This window comes from Allochromatium tepidum (assembly GCF_018409545.1).
Classification (GTDB): domain Bacteria; phylum Pseudomonadota; class Gammaproteobacteria; order Chromatiales; family Chromatiaceae; genus Thermochromatium; species Thermochromatium tepidum_A.
On the sequence record NZ_AP024563.1, the window covers coordinates 1,819,063 to 1,837,221 of the forward strand.

The 18,159-nt window shown below is 65.1% G+C and carries 13 protein-coding genes, 1 tRNA gene and 3 pseudogenes; 5 read left to right on the plus strand and 12 right to left on the minus strand.

Features of this window, described 5'->3' with window-relative positions; genetic code table 11:
- Window positions 1–81 precede the first annotated feature (81 nt).
- The 3 genes and pseudogenes from Atep_RS08780 to Atep_RS17245 all read right to left on the minus strand — a co-directional run.
- Complete coding sequence (locus Atep_RS08780) at window positions 82–516, minus strand: type II toxin-antitoxin system VapC family toxin (protein WP_213378122.1); 435 nt, start codon at window positions 514–516, stop codon at window positions 82–84.
- Window positions 517–1,034: 518 nt separating this feature from the next.
- A pseudogene (locus Atep_RS08785) lies at window positions 1,035–3,359 on the minus strand (glycogen/starch/alpha-glucan phosphorylase); the annotation flags it as partial.
- A 61-nt stretch (window positions 3,360–3,420) separates the two neighbouring features.
- Window positions 3,421–3,981: pseudogene (locus Atep_RS17245) on the minus strand (two-component sensor histidine kinase); the annotation flags it as partial.
- Between the two features lie 76 nt (window positions 3,982–4,057).
- Here Atep_RS17245 and sucC point away from each other — a divergent pair.
- The 3 genes from sucC (at window position 4,058) to Atep_RS08805 (ending at window position 8,110) form a co-directional block, all read left to right on the plus strand.
- Window positions 4,058–5,272, plus strand: coding sequence for an ADP-forming succinate--CoA ligase subunit beta (sucC, locus tag Atep_RS08795; protein WP_213378124.1), 1,215 nt, complete (start codon window positions 4,058–4,060; stop codon window positions 5,270–5,272).
- Window positions 5,269–6,144: a succinate--CoA ligase subunit alpha gene (sucD, locus tag Atep_RS08800; RefSeq protein WP_213378126.1), complete on the plus strand. Its 876-nt coding sequence runs from the start codon at window positions 5,269–5,271 to the stop codon at window positions 6,142–6,144. Before sucC ends, sucD begins: the two co-directional genes overlap by 4 nt.
- 154 nt (window positions 6,145–6,298) lie before the next feature.
- Entirely contained in the window at window positions 6,299–8,110 is a 1,812-nt protein-coding gene (locus tag Atep_RS08805; protein ID WP_213381500.1) for a SufS family cysteine desulfurase, read from the plus strand.
- A gap of 62 nt (window positions 8,111–8,172) precedes the next feature.
- On the opposite strand, the gene Atep_RS08810 is transcribed toward Atep_RS08805, so the two are convergent.
- From Atep_RS08810 to rpsU, 7 genes and pseudogenes are all read right to left on the minus strand, one after another.
- Entirely contained in the window at window positions 8,173–8,511 is a 339-nt protein-coding gene (locus Atep_RS08810; RefSeq protein WP_213378135.1) for a TusE/DsrC/DsvC family sulfur relay protein, read from the minus strand.
- 610 nt (window positions 8,512–9,121) lie between these two features.
- Window positions 9,122–9,268, minus strand: a pseudogene (locus Atep_RS08815) (IS982 family transposase); the annotation flags it as partial.
- A gap of 678 nt (window positions 9,269–9,946) precedes the next feature.
- Window positions 9,947–10,022, minus strand: a tRNA-Ile gene (locus Atep_RS08820).
- 53 nt (window positions 10,023–10,075) lie between these two features.
- Window positions 10,076–11,932, minus strand: a complete 1,857-nt coding sequence (gene rpoD / locus Atep_RS08825; protein ID WP_213378144.1) for an RNA polymerase sigma factor RpoD — start codon at window positions 11,930–11,932, stop codon at window positions 10,076–10,078.
- A 195-nt stretch (window positions 11,933–12,127) separates the two neighbouring features.
- Window positions 12,128–13,876 carry a DNA primase gene (gene dnaG, locus Atep_RS08830; RefSeq protein WP_213381502.1) on the minus strand — a complete coding sequence of 583 codons (1,749 nt, stop codon included), beginning with the start codon at window positions 13,874–13,876 and terminating at the stop codon, window positions 12,128–12,130.
- 21 nt (window positions 13,877–13,897) lie between these two features.
- Complete coding sequence (locus Atep_RS08835) at window positions 13,898–14,341, minus strand: GatB/YqeY domain-containing protein (RefSeq protein WP_213378146.1); 444 nt, start codon at window positions 14,339–14,341, stop codon at window positions 13,898–13,900.
- A gap of 96 nt (window positions 14,342–14,437) precedes the next feature.
- A complete protein-coding gene (gene rpsU, locus Atep_RS08840; protein ID WP_005220880.1) occupies window positions 14,438–14,653 on the minus strand; it encodes a 30S ribosomal protein S21 in 216 nt (71 codons plus the stop codon).
- A gap of 152 nt (window positions 14,654–14,805) precedes the next feature.
- Here rpsU and tsaD point away from each other — a divergent pair, with 152 nt between their 5' ends.
- The gene (tsaD, locus tag Atep_RS08845) at window positions 14,806–15,840 is read left to right on the plus strand and encodes a tRNA (adenosine(37)-N6)-threonylcarbamoyltransferase complex transferase subunit TsaD (protein ID WP_213378159.1); all 1,035 of its coding nucleotides are present in this window, start codon (window positions 14,806–14,808) and stop codon (window positions 15,838–15,840) included.
- A 23-nt stretch (window positions 15,841–15,863) separates the two neighbouring features.
- Here tsaD and Atep_RS08850 read toward each other — a convergent pair whose 3' ends face one another.
- On the minus strand, window positions 15,864–17,078 hold the full coding sequence (locus Atep_RS08850) for a sensor histidine kinase (protein ID WP_213378168.1): 1,215 nt from the start codon (window positions 17,076–17,078) through the stop codon (window positions 15,864–15,866).
- A 63-nt stretch (window positions 17,079–17,141) separates the two neighbouring features.
- Window positions 17,142–17,744 (minus strand): glycerol-3-phosphate 1-O-acyltransferase PlsY, encoded by a 603-nt coding sequence (gene plsY, locus Atep_RS08855; protein WP_213378176.1) that lies wholly within the window; start codon window positions 17,742–17,744, stop codon window positions 17,142–17,144.
- 47 nt (window positions 17,745–17,791) lie between these two features.
- On the opposite strand from plsY, the gene folB reads away from it, so the two are divergent.
- A complete protein-coding gene (folB, locus tag Atep_RS08860) occupies window positions 17,792–18,151 on the plus strand; it encodes a dihydroneopterin aldolase (RefSeq protein ID WP_213378178.1) in 360 nt (119 codons plus the stop codon).
- Window positions 18,152–18,159: the final 8 nt, after the last annotated feature.

Here is an 18,159-nt window from a genome sequence, read left to right on the forward strand (position 1 = left end):
CAACGGACGGTGGGATGCAAAGGCTTTCAGCCGCCGGGTTCGACCATGAGCCCGAACCCGGCGGCGCGCACGTATCAACGCTCAGGCAACCGCCGACTGAACCTGTCTGAGCAGTTCGCCCGGTGCGAGCACGGGCAGCGTGGCGGCATCGAAGTCGGGCGCATTGAGCGAGATCACATGATCGAGCCCGTTGACGCGGGCGCATTCATGGAGGAGCGCATCGTCGAAATAGCGCCAGCCCAGTCCCATGGCCGCGTCGATCACCTCGGCGTCGACCGGTGCGATTTCGAGCATGGCGCGCAATTCGTTCAGCTTCGCGCTCGCACCCAGATAACCGTGGGTGCGCGAGAGGTGGTCGTGGAGCGATTCGATCGTCGAGGCGCAGACATAGCCGGTGATATGGCCATTGGCCGCCAGTGTCAGGGCGGCGGAGGATTCAGGCGTGGGATGCTCGTCGTTGGTCAGGGCATCGAGCAGCACACTGATGTCGAACAGCGTCTTGGGTTGTGGATTCATGCCGTCACTCCTTTCCTAATCGATGATCTGTCGGAACCGTCGATCCGGTTCCGTGAGTGCTCCGAACGGACTGCGTGTGTCCATGACCCGTCCGGTACGCTCGCGCCGAGAAAGCCCGGACGACTCCAGTCGCTCGGGGATTGAAGCCGGTGGATGGTGAGCTTGAATGCGGGGGATTCGCCCGAGAGACAGGACGGGAGAGGGCGAATAGGGGGGAGCCGGTATGAAGGAGAACGAGCAACGATCTCTCGGATGCGCGTTTATGTGTATGGCATCCGGGAGACTGCAAGACTCGGGTGTCGATTCCTGGATGAGGCTGAGCATCTCCTTAGGTGTCCCTGCTCGTCGTCATCGAATGGTCGTATTCTAAACTGTGATCGAGTTCACACAAGCCATTTTTCAACCATCCAGGCGTGAAAGTGTACAAAACACCGTTCTTTCAGGCTCAAGTTTTTGATTTTGATAGGCCGATACCAAAAACCCTCTTGAGAGTCATGTAGCCGCCGGATCGTCTGACGTTAGGCGACATCGCCGCCGGCCGGCTCGATGAGCTTGGGCGTCACCTTCCAGATGTGCGCGGCGTACTCACGGATCGCCCGGTCCGACGAGAAGCGCCCGATGCGCGCGACATTGAGGATCGACATGCGCGTCCAACGCGGCGTGTCCTTATAGGTCTCGCTCACCGTCTTCTGGCAGTCCAGATAGGCGCGATAATCGGCGAGCACCATGAAGGGATCATGGTTGACGAGATTGTCGGTCAGGGGTCGGAAGAGCTGGGTGTCGCCGTGCGAGAAGAGTCCCGAGTTGATCAAATCGATGTCGGACTTGAGTTCGGCGTCGTTCCGGTAGATCTCCCAGGGCCGATAGCCGGTCATCTGGCGTTGCAGCGCCTCTTCAGCCGTCATCCCGAACAGGAAGAAGTTCTCGGCCCCGACCGCCTCGCGGATCTCGACATTGGCCCCGTCGAGGGTGCCGATGGTCAGCGCTCCGTTCATCGAGAATTTCATGTTGCCCGTGCCCGAGGCTTCCTTGCCGGCGAGCGAGATCTGCTCGGAGAGATCGGCCGCCGGATAGAGCCGCTGGCCGTTCTTGACGTTGAAGTCGGGCAGGAAGGCCACGCGGATCCAGCCGTTGACCTGAGGATCGTTGTTGACCACCTCGCCGACCGCGTTGATCAGCTTGATGATGAGCTTGGCCATGAAATAGCCCGGCGCCGCCTTGCCGCCGAAGATGAAGGCACGCGGCACCAGATCCTGCGACTGGCCCTGTTTGATGCGCTGATAGCAGCGGATGATGTGCAGCACCTTGAGATGCTGGCGCTTGTATTCGTGGAAACGCTTGGCCTGGACGTCGAACAACGATTCCGGGTCGAGCCGGACGCCGGTGGCCTGATTCATCCACTCGGCCAGATCCTGCTTGGCCGCCCGCTTGACCGCGCGCCACTCCTCTTGCAATCCGGCATCCTCGACATGGGCCTCCAGCTCGCGCACCCGCTCCAGATCGCGAATCCAGTCCTCGTGACCACAGGTGGCCGTGATGAGTCGGGACAGACGCGGGTTGGCCACGACCATGAACCGCCGCGGCGTGACCCCATTGGTGACATTGTGGAAACGCTCAGGCCAGAGTTCGGCGAAGTCCTTGAACAGCGTGGCCTTGACCAAGGCCGAATGCAGCTCGGCCACGCCATTGACCGCCCGGCTGCCGACGACCGCCAGATTGGCCATGCGTACCCGCCGCTCGCCGCCCTCGGCGATCAGCGACATGCGCCAGACCCGTGCCTCGTCGCCGAGGAAACGCATCCGCACCTCGTCGAGGAAGCGGCGGTTGATCTCGTAGACGATCTCCAGATGACGCGGCAACAGGCGCTCGAACAGGCTCACCGACCAGGTTTCGAGCGCCTCGGGCAGCAGGGTATGGTTGGTGTAACAGAAGGTGCGATGGGTGATGTCCCAGGCCTGCTCCCAGTTCATGGCGTGCTCGTCGAGCAGCAGGCGCATCAGCTCGGCCACCGCGAGCGCCGGATGGGTGTCGTTGAGCTGGGCGACGAACTTGTCGGCGAAGGTCTCCAGCGGACCGACCGTGTTCAGATGCAGCCGGATCATGTCCTGCATCGAGCAGGAGACGAAGAAGTATTGCTGCTTGAGCCGCAGCTCCTTGCCGGCCTCCGGCTCGTCGTTGGGGTAGAGCACCTTGGAGATGGTCTCGGCCTGGATATTGGCATAGACCGCGCCATAGTAGTCGCCGGTGTTGAAGGCCTGGAAGTCGAACGAGGCCGGGGCCTCGGCCTTCCACAGTCGCAGCAGGTTGGCGTTCGCGGTACCGTAGCCCAGGATCGGGGTGTCATAGGCCATGCCATTGATCACCGATGCCGGCTGCCAGCGCTGACGGCTGCGGCCCTTGTCGTCCCGATAGGACTCGGTGTAGCCGCCGTAGCCGACCGAAAAGCGGATCTTGGGCCGCGGGATCTCCCAGGGATTGCCGTTGCGTAGCCAGTTGTCGGTCCTCTCGACCTGCCAGCCGTCCTCGATGGCCTGATCGAAGATGCCGAACTCGTAGCGGATGCCGTAGCCGATGGCCGGGATGTGGCAGGTCGAGAGCGATTCCATGAAGCAGGCGGCCAGACGCCCCAGTCCGCCGTTGCCCAGGCCCGGTTCTTCCTCCTCCTCCAGAATGGCGTCGAGATCCAGCCCCAGCTCCTCGCCGACCTCGCGCGCGGTCTCGGTGATGCCGAGGTTGACCAGATTGCCGGCCAGATGGGGGCCAAGCAGATATTCGGCCGAGAGATAGCAGACGGTGCGCGCATGGCTGGTCTTGAAGACCTGCGCCGACTCCACCCAGCGCTGCGGCCAGCGCCTCGGCCGAGCGCACGCGCCGGTAGAGCACGTACGCCAGCAGGGCGACCGTGAAGAAGAGCAGACCAAGCAAGCCGGCCTGGGTGAAGGAGATCGCCCGGCTACCGCCGAGCATGGCGCTGTAGATCTGCTCGCTGATGACGGCCAGCGAGGCCAGGGCGGCGAACAGCAGCGACAGCCGTCCCTCCAGCATGAGCGCGCCGGCGGCCACCGCGACGGCGATCAGGATGCCCAGCCCGCTGGTGACGCCGCCGGCGGTGTGCATGAGCGCGGTGTAGACGAGGATGTCGGTGAAGATGGCGAGCTGGACCTGACTGATCCGCGACGGGCGGCGCAGTGAGAGTCCGAGTCCGCTGAGCAGCACCAGCACCGCATAGACCACCAGCACGTTCCAGGCGAGCTGGTTGTCGGAGCGGGCGAGCGCCGGGTCGCCGGCGGCGGGCGAGAAGGCCAGCACCAGACCGACGACCATCAGCAGCCGGAAGAGGAAGAGCCAGCGCAGGGCGCTCCAGCTCGGATAGGCGGATTCGGTTCCGGGTTCGACATCCATCGGGGTTGGGTAGGCCAAGGCGCGCGATCGAGAAAGACCGGACCCGCCGGACGCGACGGGCATTCGATTGTATTATGCGCCGACCAAGCCGTTTCGCCGATCGCCTGCGGGGATCGTGCGCCTCATTCACGGTCGAGTTATGAATTTACACGAATTTCAAGCCAAACAGTTGTTGCGGGAACGCGGAATCGCGGTCCCGGATGGAGTCCTGGTCGAGCGTCCCGAGGCGGTGCGCGAGGCCTGCACCCGGCTCGGCGGTGCGCGCTGGGCGGTCAAGGCCCAGGTCCACAGCGGCGGTCGCGGCAAGGCCGGAGGCGTGGTGCTGGTCGACAGTCCGGAGCAGGCCGAGACCGAGACGCGCCGTCTGCTCGGTTCGCGGCTCGTCACACTCCAGAGCGGACCGGACGGGCTGCCGGTCGGCTCGGTCCTGATCGAGCGCCCGACGGCCATCGAGCGCGAGCTGTATCTGAGTCTGCTGGTCGATCGTGCCGGCGAGCGCTTGCTGTTCGTCGCCTCGGCGGCCGGCGGCATGGACATCGAGACGGTGGCCGCCGAGACGCCGGAGCGGATTCTCAAGGTCAGTGTGCATCCGGTGGTCGGCGTCCAGCCTTACAAAGCGCGTCGGCTCGGCTTCGGACTTGGGCTGGACGAGGCCCAGATCAAGACGCTCGGCACGCTCATGGAGCGACTCTATCGGCTCTTCATCGACAGCGACGCCAGCCTGATCGAGATCAACCCGCTGGTCGTGACCGATACCGGCGAGCTGCTGGCGCTCGATGCCAAGCTCACGCTCGACGACAACGCGCTCATGCGGCATCCGGCACTGGCCGCGCTACGCGACCCGAGCCAGGAAGATCCGCGCGAGGCGGCGGCGCGGGCGCACGATCTCAACTACATCAGTCTCGACGGCAACATCGGCTGCATGGTCAATGGGGCCGGGCTGGCGATGGCGACCATGGATCTGATCAAGCTCCAGGGCGGCCGGCCGGCCAACTTCCTCGATGTCGGCGGGGGGGCGACGGCGGCGCGCGTAGCCGAGGCATTCAAGCTCATTCTCTCCGACCCCAAGGTCGCCTCGATCCTGGTCAACATCTTCGGCGGCATCGTGCGCTGCGACCTGATCGCCGAGGGGATCATCCGGGCGGTGCGCGAGGTCGGGGTATCGGTGCCGATCGTGGTGCGTCTGGAAGGCACCAATGCGCCGCAGGGGTTGCAACTGCTCGCCGACAGCGGGCTGGCGCTTCAGACGGCCGGCGAACTCGAGACGGCGGCGACGCTGGCGGTCGAAGCCGCGCGGCGTGGTTCGGATTCAGGCACAGCATCGAACACGGTAGAAGGGGAGGGCCGCGCATGAGCATCCTGGTCGACGCCGATACGCGCGTCATCTGTCAGGGCTTCACCGGCAAGCAGGGGACGTTCCACAGCGAGCAGGCCATCGCCTACGGCACCAATCTGGTCGGCGGCGTGACGCCCGGCAAGGGCGGCCAGCGCCATCTCGACCGGCCGGTGTTCGACACCGTGAGCGATGCCGTGCGCGAAACGGGTGCGGATGCCGGCATGATCTATGTGCCGGCGCGCTTTGCCGCCGATGCCATCCTGGAAGCGGCGGACGCCGGGATTCGGGTCATCGTCTGCATCACCGAGGGTATTCCGGTGCTCGACATGCTGCGGGTCAAGGCGGCGCTGGCCGGGACGGAGGCGGTGCTGATCGGTCCCAACTGTCCGGGCATCATCACGCCGGGCGCGTGCAAGATCGGCATCATGCCGGGACACATCCATCAGCCGGGGCGGGTCGGGATCGTCTCGCGCTCGGGCACCCTGACCTATGAGGCGGTCTATCAGACCACCCAGGCCGGTCTGGGCCAGAGCACCTGTGTCGGCATCGGCGGCGATCCGATCCACGGGCTGGATTTCATCGACTGTCTGCGGCTGTTCGAGCGCGATCCGCAGACCGAGGGCATCATCCTGGTCGGCGAGATCGGCGGCGAGGCCGAGGAGGCGGCCGCCGAGGTCATCCGCACCGAGATCAGCAAGCCGGTGGTGGCCTATATCGCCGGGGTCACGGCGCCGGCGGGCAAGCGCATGGGACATGCGGGCGCCATCGTCACCGGCGGTGCGGGCACGGCCGAGGGCAAGTATGCGGCGCTGGAGGCGGCCGGCGTGCTGACCGTGCGCTCACCGGCGCAGATGGGCGCTCGGTTGGCCGAGCGGCTGCGGGGCGTCTGAGCGTCCGCTTCGCACGACCAGGGGCCGACCCACGACAGGGTCGGCCTTCACACCCGATGCGCCCCTTCCGCTGGAATTATCCAACTGTCATACTGGGTTCATCGCGCGACCGGCTCGAATCGACGAGTCCGCCTTTGGACAGATGGCCCACATGATGCTCAACACCCCTCTAGAACACTCGGATCGGCCCACGCTCGACGTGGAGGCGATCCGCGCCCAGTTCCCCATTCTGACGACCCCGATCGACGGCCAACCGCTGATCTATCTCGACAGCGCCGCCAGCACCCAGCAGCCCGAGTGCGTGATCGACACCGTGGCCGACTATCATCGCGGCCATCACGCCAACATCCATCGCGGTGCCTACCGACTCTCGCGCACCGCGACCCGGATGTACGAGGAGGCACGCGAGCGGGTCGCCCGCTTCCTCAACGCCGCCGATCCGGTCGAATGTCTCTTCACCCGTGGCACGACCGAGTCGATCAACCTGGTCGCCGCCACCTGGGGTCGTGCCAATCTCCAGCCCGGCGATGAGATCCTGATCTCGACCCTGGAGCATCATTCCAACATCGTTCCCTGGCAGATGGTCGCCGCGACCACGGGCGCGCGGATTCGCGTCATCCCGATCGACGACGCCGGTGATCTGGATCTGGACGCCTACCGGCGCCTGCTCTCGCCGCGCACGCGGCTGGTGGCGGTCAATCAGGTCTCCAACGCGCTCGGCACCATCAACCCGGTCGCCGAACTCATCGCCGACGCCCATGCCGCCGGGGCGCTGGTGCTGATCGATGGGGCACAGTGGGTCGCGCACGGCCTGACCGATGTCCAGGCGCTCGACGCCGATTTCTATGTATTCTCCGGCCACAAGCTCTATGGCCCGACCGGGATCGGCGTGCTCTACGGCAAACGCCGACTGCTGGAGTCCATGCCGCCCTATCAGGGCGGGGGCGACATGATCGAGCGTGTCACCTTCGAGCATACGACCTATGCCGGATTGCCGAACCGCTTCGAGGCCGGTACGCCCCACATCTCGGGCGCGATCGGACTGGCGGCGGCCATCGACTGGGTCGAGTCGATCGGACTCGCCGCGATCGGCGCACACGAGCAGCACCTGCTGCGTCGGGCCACCGAGCGGCTGGCATCGATTCCGGGGCTTACGATCAAGGGCACGGCCCGACACAAGAGCGGCGTCATCTCCTGGGTGATGAACGATCCGCCGATCGCCACGCTCGACATCGGCACCGCGCTCGATCTGCGCGGCATCTGCATCCGCACCGGGCATCACTGCTGTCAGCCGCTCATGGACCGGTTGGGCGTGACCTCGACGGCGCGCGCCTCATTCGGCGTCTACAACCGGCTCGACGAAGTCGAGGCGCTGGTCGAGGCGTTGAGCGAGATCCGGGAAGCGGCGAGCCGTCAGCGGCGCGCGTCCGGTGTGGCTCAGGCGACGCCGGGAGCCGAGCCGACGACGGCCGGGGACAGTGGAGATCTTGGAGACGGGGAGGGGACTGAGCCGGCCCTGAGCTATCCGGCCGCCGTGGCCGATTCACCCCAGGCCGCCGCCGACGAGATCGCCGAGGTCTTCGAACTGCTGCCCGACTGGCCGATGCGCCATCAGCACATCATCGACCTGGGCGACCGGTTGCCGCCCATGCCCGAGTCGCTCAAGACCGAGACCAACGCGGTGCACGGCTGTCAGAGTCAGGTCCACATCGCCGCGCGGGTGCGGCCCGGAACGGCGGATGTCATCGAGTTCCTGGCCGACAGCGACGCCAACATCGTGCGCGGTCTGATCGCGCTGCTCCAGCGGCTCTACTCGGGACAGCAGGCGCGCGACATCCTGGCGTTCGATGTCGAGGCGTTCTTCAGACAGATCGGACTCGACCAGCATCTGAGCCTGACGCGGCGCAATGGGCTGGAGGCCATGGTGCGGCGGGTGCGTCAGTTGGCGGGGACGATCGCGGGCTGAGCCTTCGCCATAAGGCCGAATCGAGCCGTCGAAAGGGCCGGTGCAAACACCGGCTTTTTTTGTCAGTAACCGCCCTTGCGCTTGACCGCCGGCAGTCCGGCGATCTTGGTGCCCTGCTTGGTGGGCGCCAGCGGGAAGAGCCGGTAGAGATCCTTGCTGGTGGGCTTGTTGCCCCACATCTTGCCCATGTCCTTGAGCACCACGCGCTCCATCGGCTGATTCTGGCCGTTGTTGATGTATTCGTCGCGCAGATAGTTGATCACGTCCCAGTGCTTGTCGGTCAGCTCGATGCCTTCGATCTCGGCGAGCTTGCGGGCGACGTCCTCGTCCCAGTCGGCGTAATTCTCAAGATAACCGGTGTCGGTGGTGGCGATGGTGCGGCCGTTGACCTCGATGGCCATGTCTTGCTCCTCTCTGTCATCAGAATTGTCGTGTGGTTGGCCTAGATAGCGGCATTGCCTGCCGTTCTCAATTCAGAACATTCGGATTCTATGATGCTGAACGGTAGGGCGTCATCCGGTTTGCGTCGCACAGTCAGGTCGCAGAGACTGGAACGTTCAGCCGTCACCGATCTGCCAGGGATCGATGACCCGAACGCCCGGCAACGCGAAATCATCCGGGTTGCGCGTGACGGCGTCAGGCCATGTTCGAGGGCCGTTGCCGCCGGCCGGCTGTCGATGGCGGGAAGTAGGTGTGAAAGAGCCCCGGCCAATAACTCTGGGTGATCTTGATGAAAGGCGTGCCCCAGGGGCGGATCGTTTCCCCGACCGGGGTCTTGAGCCGCTTGGCAAAATCACGCACCTAACGCGCCCTCACTTCGGCGGCGGGTCGTTGCTCCGGATTCTCCAGCAGGTCGACGGCTTCATGAATGCACTGAAACATCGCCGCCAAGGGTGGCCAGTACGCGGACGTGGCCGTCATGGCGCGGCCACGCCCGGATGGATGGATGTATGGAGGGCAAAACTTTGTCCCAAAAAACCTATGGAAACCCAAGTTGTCGCCCTCTGAGACTCAGAAGAGGAAATTGAGGCTACAGGCCGGGATGAAGAAAGCCGTCTTGAGTTCGAATCCGGCGGCGGTCACGCTATGGATATGTTTGGGCAACAAGCGTTCGAGTAAACCACCGGTGGTTTCAATAGCGTGACGGGCCTGTGACATCTTTAAAATAACGATATTTTACAACAACTTGAAGCCACCTTAAAAGGGCTGGTCTCGGTACGACACGCAACATCATACCGCAACGGTCACGACCTTAGACGGCTATGCCGTGCCGACGCGGCCTGGACAATGGCAGAAACGCCACTGACACCACGAGTGCAGACGGATCAAGATCAACTTGGGGTTGACGTTCCGGGACCAGAAATGGACCAGAGCCGTCGAGCAGAAGAGATCGAATGCTAGGCGAAGCTCATCAGTTCTTCCGCGAGAAACCCCGCCCTTCAGGGCGGGGAGGGAGAGCGGCTACGACATGGCAGCCGCCGGAAACAGGTGCAGGCTTTCCACCTGCCGGGCCGCGAGGCTCTGCCCGTAAGGGCCGAGTGACGGTGCGGCGTCTCACGACGCGACACGCTCCCCTCGCCAATGTGTGCCACCGGCTCCCGCCTCGCGGCGGCGATCAAGACCTTCGACGCTTTACCTTTCGTCAGCCTGATCTCGACCTTTCAGAGCGGCGGACTGAGGAAGCATCCGCCGGTGAGTCTTAACGACCTGTTGCACACGGAGCCCCTTTCGACCGTCCCGGTCAGGCGGGCTGAGGCTGGTCAACCCAGCTTGCTCTCACAAGCTCCGCCCTTCAGGGCGGGGTAGTTGACAATCGCTTCGCTTCCAAGAGCTTAGTGGTGGGCCGTGTAGGATTCGAACCTACGACCAAGAGATTATGAGTCTCCTGCACTAACCGCTGTGCTAACGGCCCGAAGAGCAGTGATGGACGATTGCGCCCTCCCTGGCGCCAAGTCCGATCATTCGTTAGTCGAGGAAGCTGCGTAGTTTATCCGATCGCGTCGGATGACGCAGCTTGCGCAGCGCCTTGGCCTCGATCTGACGGATACGCTCGCGGGTGACGTCGAACTGCTTGCCGACCTCTTCGAGCGTGTGGTCGGTGTTCATGTCGATGCCGAAACGCATCCGCAACACCTTGGCCTCGCGCGACGTCAAACTGGCCAGCATGTTCTGCGTCGCCTCGCGCAACCCCTCGGCGGTCGCCGAATCGAGCGGCGAGATCACGCCCGAGTCCTCGATGAAGTCGCCCAGATGCGAGTCCTCGTCGTCGCCGATCGGCGTCTCCATCGAAATCGGCTCTTTCGCGATCTTCAGCACCTTGCGCACCTTGTCCTCGGGCATGTCCATGCGCGCGGCCAGCTCTTCCGGCGTGGCCTCGCGGCCCATCTCCTGGATCATCTGGCGCGAGATGCGGTTGAGCTTGTTGATCGTCTCGATCATATGCACCGGGATACGGATGGTGCGCGCCTGATCGGCGATCGAGCGCGTGATGGCCTGCCGGATCCACCAGGTCGCATAGGTCGAGAACTTGTAGCCGCGCCGGTATTCGAACTTATCGACCGCCTTCATCAGACCGATGTTGCCCTCCTGGATCAGATCCAGGAATTGCAGCCCGCGATTGGTATATTTCTTGGCGATCGAGATCACCAGACGCAGGTTGGCCTCGACCATCTCCTTCTTGGCGCGCCGGGCCTTGGCCTCGCCGATCGACATCTTGCGATTGACTTCCTTGATCTCGCCGATGGTGAGGATGTTCTCGCGCTCGATGTCCTGGAGCTTGCGCTGGGCGCGCTGGATGTCGGGCGCCAGCGCCTGGAGTCTCGCGCTGAACGGACGACCGCCGGCGATCAGGCCGTCGAGCCACTCGGGATTGGTCTCGTTGCTGGGGAAGGTCTCGATGAACTCCTTGCGCCCCATGCCGGCCTGCTCGACGCACAGGCTCATGATGGCGCGTTCCTGGGTCCGGATGCGCTCGATGGTCGCGCGCAGGATCTCGGCCAGTTCCTGGAACACGGGCGCGACCAGCTTGAACTGGAGGAAGACCTCGGAGACCGCTTGCATGGCCTCACGCGAGCGCTCGTCGTCGCGGCCGTAGGCTTCGAGCGCAGACTTCAGGGTCTGATAGCGCTCGCGCAGCAGGTTGGCGCGGCGCGCGGCGTCCTCGGGGTCGGGACCGGTATCGACCTCAACGGCCGTGTCGTCGTCATCGTCGCTGTCGATGTCGGCGGCCTCGACGTCCAGATCGGTCTTGTCGGCGTCGAGATCGCTCACGGCCTGGGCGTCGGTCGCTGGCGCCTCCTCGACTTCGGCGGGTTCGTCGTTGAAGCCGGAGATGACATCGGTCAGACGGGTCTCTTCGCGATCGACACGGTCGAAGATCTCGATCAGCTTCTCGATCGAGCGCGGATAGACCGACAGGGCGTCGAGCACCTGATTGAGTCCGTCCTCGATGCGCTTGGCGATCTGGAGCTCGCCCTCGCGGGTCAGCAGCTCCACCGTGCCCATCTCGCGCATGTACATGCGCACCGGGTCGGTGGTGCGTCCGAACTCGCTGTCGACGCTGGCCAGCGCCGCGGCGGCGGCCTCGGCGGCCTCGTCGTCGGAGACGGCGCTGTCGCTCAGGGTGTGATCGACGACATCCGGGGCGGTCTCCTGGACCATGATGCCCATGTCGTTGATCATCCTGACGATGTCTTCGATTTGGTCAGTCTCGACGATGCCGGGGGGGAGATGGTCGTTGACCTCGGTGTAGGTCAGATAACCTTGTTCTTTGCCCTTGGCGATCAGTTGCTTCAGTTGAGACTGCTGCTGTTCTTGATCCATGGGGTACCTTGATCTGGGTGCGGCCAAAGTCGGCTCGAAAGCGAACCACGTAGTCTAACACGATACTCTCTCCCGTGTGGAGAGATACGACGGTCGGTCGGCCGGCAGCGGGGCTTGCTGTACGGGGCGTCGGGTGGACGCGATCCGCTTCTCTGGGGCTGACCACAAAATAGATAGACGATCTCGCTGAAAAAGCTAGTCCGGCTCAGGTTCTCGAATGCTCCAGTCGAGCCGGGCGAGTCGGGCACGTTCCTCCGGCGTCCATTCGCTCGGGCTGCGCTTGTTGAGCAGCCGGCGCCATTCGTGTTCGCGCACCTCGTCGCTCAGGCGCTCGATGGCGCCCGTCAGCTCGGCAGCGGCGCCCTCGGCGCTCATGTCGCGCAGAAAGGGATCGACGCTCAGGCGTTGCAGATAGCCGAAATGAGGATGCTCGCGCCAGCGTTCCAGGAGTCGCGCCTTGCTGAGTTCGGGCGACCGGCTGAGCAGGTCGAGCAACTGGGCCAGGATAGCGATGCCGCGATGGGTCGAGCGGCGCCAGTCGTCGCTGATCGTCAACGCCTGGGGCGCCAGATCGGGGCGGTCGAGCAGCAGTGCAATGGCCTGGGCGACCAGACTCGGGCGCGTGGGCTGGGCGAGGCGTGCCTTGGGCTGACGTCGGCGCGCAGCAGCCGGCTGGAGCGTCTGAACCGGCGCGCCCGTAAAATCCGCGAGCCGCTTGGTCAGCAGGTCGCGATAGAGTCCGCTGGGCAATCGATCGATGTAGGGCTGGAGCCGGCCGGCGAAGCGCGCGCGTCCGTCCATGGTGGTGGTGTCCATCGTTTCTCTCAGATGCTCGAAGAGGAAATCGGACAACGGTTGGGCCTGCTCCAGGCGCGATCGGAAGCCCTCGGCACCTTCGCGGCGCACCAGTGTGTCCGGGTCATCGCCCTCGGACAGGAACAGAAAGCGGATCGCCTGGTGTCCGGTCGCCAGGGGCAGGGCGGTCTCCAACGCCTTCCAGGCCGCTGCGCGCCCGGCGCGGTCGCCGTCGAAGCAGAAGACGATGTCCGGCGCGAGCTTGAACAGTTGGTTGAGATGCTCGGGCGTGGTCGCCGTGCCGAGCGTGGCCACGGCATTGGTGATGCCGAACTGCGCCAGGGCGATGACGTCGAGATAGCCCTCGACCACGATCAGGGCTTCGAGCTTGCGATTGGCCCGCTGGGCCTCGTGGAGTCCATAGAGCTCGCGGCCCTTGTGGAAGATCGGCGTCTCAGGCGAGTTGAGATACTTGGGCTTGCCGTCGCCGAGCACGCGCCCGCCGAAGCCGATGACGCGCCCACGCCGGTCGCGGATCGGAAACAGCACGCGGTCGCGAAATTTGTCGTACTGCCGGCCGTCCTGCTCGGAGACCAGCCCGACGGTCTGGAGCCGGGCGCACGCGGCGGCATCGCGGCCGAACTGGGTGAGCACGGGATTGCCGCGCGCCGGCGCATAGCCGAGACCGAAGCGCGCGGCGATCTCGCCGGTCAATCCGCGTCTCTTCAGGTACTCGATGGCGCGCTGGGCTTCAGGATGCTCACGCAACTGTCGACGATAGAAGGCGGCGGCGTCCTCCATCAACCGATAGAGCGGCCCATGATCCGGCGCGGCCTGCATCGGCTCGCCGTCGCTCGGGATCTCCAGTCCGGCACGTTCGGCCAGCTCCTCCACCGCCTCGCGGAAGGAGAGATGGTCGTACTCCATCAGAAAGCCGATGGCAGTCCCGCTCGCGCCGCAGCCGAAGCAGTGATAGACCTGCTTGTCCGGGCTGACGTTGAAGGACGGGGTCTTTTCGTCGTGGAAGGGGCAGCGGGCCTGGAACTCGCGCCCGGCCTTGCGCAACTGGAGGCGCGAGCCGATGAGTTCGACGATATCGGTTCGCGCGAGCAGTTGATCGATGAATTCGGGCGGGATGCGTCCGGCCATGCGGGGCATGCGCGGCGCGGTCTAGCCTCCGAGGCGCTGCTTGACCAGGGCGCTGACGGCGCCCATGTCGGCGCGGCCCTGGATCTGGGGGCGCAGCACGTTCATCACCTTGCCCATGTCGCTCATGGCGGCGGCGCCGGAGGCGGCGATAGCCTCTTCGAGGAGGGCGGCGATCTCGGCGTCGCTCAGCGCGGCGGGCAGGTAGTCCTGGATGACCCCGACCTCGAAGCGCTCGACCTCGGCCAGATCCTCGCGCCCGGCGCTCTCGTACTGGCTGATCGAGTCGCGCCGTTGCTTGACCATCTTGTCGAGCACGGCCAGCGTCTGGGCGTCGTCGAGCTCGATGCGCTCGTCGACCTCGCGCTGCTTGACGGCGGCCAGCATCAGCCGAATCACGCCGAGCTTGGCCTTGTCTCCCGCCTTCATGGCGGTCTTCATGTCATCCTGGAGGCGTGACTTGAGCATACGGATGGTTCAGCACTTGAATGCAGTTCGATCTGGAGGATTCAGGGCGAGCGTTGGCCGATGGGACGTATCGGCCATTCCCTGGACGCGCCTGACTCAGTACGGGCGTTCCCAGCGACGGGCTTCGCGCTGGAGCTTCTTCTGGTGACGCTTGACGGCGGCCGCCTTCTTGCGCTTGCGCTCGGAGGTCGGCTTCTCGTAGAACTCACGACGGCGGACCTCGGCGAGTACTCCCGCTTTCTCGCAGGAACGCTTGAAACGCCGCATGGCGACTTCGAATGGCTCGTTTTCTTTGACGCGAACGCTGGGCATAGGACGGGATCCCTTGCTGTCTCCGGTTGATGGATGGGTGAAAGGTAAAAGATCCTGGATTATAGCGCATGGTCGAGCGACGGCGCAAAGGCTATGATGCACCGATCTTTCGGATTTTGGGCTTCAGGCCGCTTTTGCGGGGCTTAATGACGATGCGAGTGCTGGGAATCGAAACCTCGTGCGACGAGACGGGGATCGCGGTGTACCAAGACGGGCGCGGACTTCTGGCGCAGGCCGTCTACAGTCAGGTCGAGATCCATGCCGAATATGGCGGCGTAGTGCCTGAGCTGGCCTCGCGCGACCATATCCGCAAGACCCTACCGCTGATCCGTCAGGTGCTCGACGAGTCCGGGCTCAAACGCGCGCATATCGACGGCGTGGCCTACACCGCCGGTCCGGGGCTGATCGGGGCATTGCTGGTCGGCTCGGCGCTCGGGCGCGCGCTCGCCTGGGCCTGGAAGGTGCCGGCGATCGGGGTGCATCACATGGAGGGCCACCTGCTGGCGCCGCTCCTGGAAGAACCGGCGCCCGAGTTCCCCTTCGTGGCGCTCCTGGTCTCGGGCGGACACACCCAGTTAGTCGACGTACTCGGCATCGGGCGCTATCGCATCCTTGGCGAATCGCTCGACGACGCGGCGGGCGAGGCGTTCGACAAGACGGCCAAGATCCTGGGCCTGCCCTATCCGGGCGGTCCCGAACTGGCGCGGCTGGCCGAGCACGGCGACCCGGAACGCTTTCGCTTCCCCCGGCCCATGACCGACCGTCCGGGGCTGGAGTTCAGCTTCAGCGGACTCAAGACCTTCACCCTCAACACCTTGCACAGCGAACTGCCCCAGGCCGCCGACCCCGAGCAGACCCGCGCCGACATCGCGCGCGCCTTCGAGGAGGCGGTGGTCGACACCCTGGTCATCAAGTGCCGGCGCGCCCTGCGCGAGACCGGACGCAAACGGCTCATCCTCGCCGGCGGGGTGAGTGCCAACCGCCGTCTGCGCGAACGGATGAATCAGGCGATCGCCGCCGAGGGCGGCCGGACCTATTATCCGCGCCCGGCGCTCTGTACCGACAATGGGGCAATGATCGCCTTCGCCGGCTGTCAACGGCTGCTGGCCGGTCAGACCGAACCGCTCGCCTTCAAACCGCGCGCGCGCTGGCCGATGGAGAAGCTGGAACCCGTGCGCGGTGCGTGAGGCCGGCCGGGGATCGCGGCGTGCTAGAGCAGGGGGCTGGGATCGCCGGGCTCGTCGTCCCAGGCGGTGGGCAATGTGAGATGGAAGACCGCGCCCTCACTCGGTGTCGGCTCGGCCCAGAGCCGTCCGCCGTGGTCCTCGGCGATCGCGCGACTGATCGCCAGTCCCAACCCCAGCCCCGAATCATTGCTCGATTCGAAGATGTCGAAGATGGCGGCATGGCGTCCGGGCGGCAGGCCAGGCCCGGTGTCGCGCACCACGAATTCGATCTCGCCTCGGCAGGGCACGACCTCGATCCGCACCTCGCGCCTGGCGCATCCGGCCGTGTCGATCGCCTGCACTGCGTTGCAGATCAGATTGACCAGCACCTGTTCGATCTGCACCGGATCGCTCTCGATCTCGGGCAGTTGCTCGGGCGCGACCAGCTCCAGCCTCACCTGACGGTCGGTGGCGAACCAGCGCACCAGATCCAGGGCGCGTTTGAGCACCTGATCGACCGGAACCCGCACCCGATGCATCTTGCGTCCGCGCAGAAAGGCGCGCAGACGCTCCATGATGTCGCCCGCACGATGCACCTGATCGTCGATGCGCCGGATGACCTCGACCAGACGTTCGGGGTTGGCGGCCGGCCCCTCGGCGAGCTGACCGGCGGCGCTACAGTAGAAGCCGGCCGAACTCAACGGCTGGAGCAGCTCATGGATCAGCGAGGAGGCCAGCACACCGACGGCATTGAGCCGAGCTACCTGAGCCAGGGCATCGCGCGCGCGTCGCGCTTCCTCCTCGGCCAGCCGGCGCTCGGTGATGTCCAGATAGGTGACGACGGCGCCTTCCTGTTCGCCCTGCAAAGGGAAGGCACGCATCAGCAGCCAGTACTGACGCTGTGTCGTGTGACAGGGGTGCTCGACACTGAAGCACAGGCGGCGGCGCTGGATGACGTCCTCGATGCCGCGGGCCGTCGTGAGCGCGGTCGCGTCCGGATGCTCGCCCGACCAGCGGCAGGCGGCGAGCGTCCGGGGATCGAGGTCTTTCCAGGCGCGATCGTCGCGGCCCTGTTCCGCCGAGAAGGCGCGCCAGGCCCGGTTGACCGCGATGAGCCGGGCCTCCTGATCGAGCACGGCGATCTGTGCGGGCAGGGCGTCGAGCACCGAGCGATGCAAATGGCTGCTGACCACCAGCCGATCGAGTCCTTCACTCTGTCGGTTCAGTTGTGGAGCTGTCTTCGCGTCTGATGGGTTCATCGCCTCGGCCTCTCGGCAGTTCGAATGAATGCCCTGTTCGATCGCTGGCTGGCCAGGGACGCTTCAGTCAGAGGTCGTCTTGGCGCTGATCCGATCCTCGGTGCCGTCGAGCAGGTTACGGATGTTGCTGCGATGACGCCAGATCAGCAGGCCGGTGACGATGAGCTGCATCCCGATCAGCGCCTTTTCGTCCCAGAACAGCCAGACGAAGACCGGCGCCAGCGCCATCGAGATCAGGCCCGAGAGCGAGGAGATCTTGAGCACCTTGGCCACGAACAGCCATACGGCCGCGACACAGAGTCCGATCGGCCAGTAGAGTCCGAACTGGACGCCGAGCGCGGTGGCCACGCCCTTGCCGCCCTTGAAGCCGAAGAAGACCGGGTAGAGATGGCCGACGAAGGCCGCCAGTCCGATCCCGGCGAGCACGGCGGGACTTGCGCCCAGGGCATGGCCGATGAGCATGGGGATCAGTCCCTTGAGACTGTCGCCGACGAGCGTGATGGCGGCGGCCTTCTTGCCGCCGATGCGCAGGACGTTGGTGGCGCCCGGATTGTTCGAGCCCTGGGTGCGCGGGTCCGGCAGCCCCATCAGGCGGCAGACGATGATGGCGCTGGAGACCGAGCCGAGCAGATAGGCGGCGATGATGAGCAGTGTGGCTGTGATCATGGGTAGAATCTGAGGTTGGAATCGGACACGAGGCTCGAAACTGTACCATGACTGACATCGTCTTCATTCGCGGCCTGCGCCTCGAGACCCGGATCGGCATCCACGACTGGGAGAAACAGACCACGCGCCCGGTGATCCTGGATCTGGAGATGGCCGGCGACGTGGCGCGCGCGGCGGCGAGCGACCGTATCGCCGATGCGCTCGATTATGACGCCGTCACCCGTCGTCTGACCGAGGTGGTCACGCACAACCGGCATGAGCTGGTCGAGACGCTGGCCGAGCAGTGCGCGGCGCTCCTGATGCGCGAGTTCGGCATTCCCTGGCTGCGGCTCAGTCTCAACAAGCCGGGCGCGGTGGGGGAGGGGGTCGATGTCGGGGTCGTCATCGAGCGCGGAGTGCGCGTTTGAGGTATGAC